2 pseudogenes are annotated in these 2,092 nt (G+C 70.8%); both read left to right on the top strand.

The window, feature by feature from the left end:
* A pseudogene (locus ACWGI8_RS43380) lies at nt 1–1,623 on the top strand (NPCBM/NEW2 domain-containing protein); the annotation flags it as partial.
* 33 nt (nt 1,624–1,656) lie between these two features.
* Nucleotides 1,657–2,082, top strand: a pseudogene (locus ACWGI8_RS43385) (NPCBM/NEW2 domain-containing protein); the annotation flags it as partial.
* Nucleotides 2,083–2,092 lie beyond the last annotated feature (10 nt).

The following is a 2,092-nucleotide window of genomic DNA, read 5'->3' on the forward strand; positions in this document are numbered from 1 at the left end:
CTGGCGGCCACCGCCGCCGTCACCGCGCAGGTGGCCGCCGCGCCCCCTGCCGCGGCCGCGACCGCAGCCGCAACCGCCGACAACGGCCTCGCCCGCACCCCCCAGATGGGGTTCAACAACTGGAACTCCACGCACTGCCGTGCCGAGTTCAACGAAGCGATGATCAAGGGCATCGCGGACACCTTCGTCTCCCAGGGTCTCAAGGACGCCGGGTACACCTACGTCAACATCGACGACTGCTGGGCGCTCCCGGCCCGCGACGCGTCCGGGAACCTCGTCCCCGACCCGGCGCGCTTCCCGAACGGCATCAAGGCCGTCGCCGACTACGTCCACTCCAAGGGGCTCAAGTTCGGGATCTACACGAGCGCCGGCACCAAGACCTGTGATGTGCAGGGCTTTCCCGGTGGCCTCGGGCATGAACAGCAGGATGCCGATCTGTTCGCGTCCTGGGGCGTGGACTACCTGAAGTACGACAACTGCAACAACAGCGGCGTGGATGCGCGGCAGCGCTACACGGCGATGGCGAACGCCCTGAAGGCCACGGGCCGGCCGATCCTCTTCAGCATCTGCGAATGGGGCGAGAACGAGCCCTGGAAGTGGGCGCAGGACGTCGGCAACTCCTGGCGCACCACAGGGGACATCAGTGACTCCTGGTCCAGCATGATCAACATCGCGCACCGGAACCAGGCGCTGGCGCCCTACGCGCGCCCCGGCGCCTGGAACGACCCCGACATGCTGGAGGTCGGCAACGGCGGAATGACCGACACCGAGTACCGCACCCACTTCAGCCTCTGGGCGCAGATGGCGGCGCCCCTGCTCATCGGCAGCGACCTGCGCAACGCCTCCCCCGCCACCCTCGCGATCCTCAAGAACACCGACGTCATCGCCGTCGACCAGGACGCCCTGGGCAAGCAGGGCACGGTCGTCTCCAGTTCCGGCGGACTGGTGGTGATGTCCAAACCCCTGGCGGACGGCGGCCGTTCGGTGACCCTCACGAACGAGACGGCATCGACGCGCACCATCTCGACGACCGTCGACGCGATCGGTCTGGGCGGCGCGTCCTCGTACGCACTCAAGGAACTCTGGTCCAAGCAGACCGGCACCACGACGGGTTCGATCAGCGCCTCGGTGCCCGCCCACGGCACGGTGATGTACCGGGTGACGCCGGGCATCCCCGTGGCCCCGCCGAGCGGCCTCCACCAGCTCAGCGATCTGCCGTGGACCTCCGCGGTCAACGCATGGGGCCCGGTCGAACGCGACCGCAGCAACGGCGAAGAGGCCGCGGGCGACGGCCGCACCCTCACCATCGGCGGCACCACCTATCCCAAGGGCCTCGGCACCCACGCGCCGAGCGAGCTGACGTACCACCTGGGAGGCAACTGCCGCTCGCTGGCCGTCGACGTCGGCGTGGACGACGAGTCGACGCGGGGCGGTTCGGCCGTCTTCCGCATCTACCGCGACGGCACACTGGTCGCCGACAGCGGACCGCGCACAGCGAACGATCCGCCCAAGCGCCTCACGGCGGACCTCGGCGGAGGTACCCGACTGAGGCTCGTCGTCACGGACGGCGGCGACGGCATCGACTACGACCACGCCGACTGGGCCGACGCGAAGCTGGCCTGCGGCAACGGCCCGGCAGCCGGCACCCACGCGCTCAGCGATCTGTCGTGGGCCTCGGCGGCAGGCGGCTGGGGCCCGGTCGAACGCGACCGCAGCAACGGCGAGCGGCCCGCGGGCGACGGCCGCACCCTCACCATCGGCGGCACCACCTACGCCAAGGGCCTCGGCACCCACGCCCCGTCGACGATCACGTACTACCTCGGCGGTACGTGCTCCGCCCTCGCCGCGAGCGTGGGTGTGGACGACGAGGCGGGCGGCACGAACGGGTCCGTCGCCTTCCGGATCTACCGCGACGGCAGCCTGGTCGCCGACAGCGGCCGCGTCACCGGCGCGGACGCGGCGAAGTCGCTCACCGCGGACCTGACCGGCGGGCTGGAGCTGAAGCTGGTCGTCACGGACGGCGGCGACGGCATCGACTACGACCACGCGGACTGGGCCGCACCCCGGCTCACCTGCGCCTGAGCACCGGCGC

This window comes from Streptomyces sp. NPDC054841 (assembly GCF_053611045.1).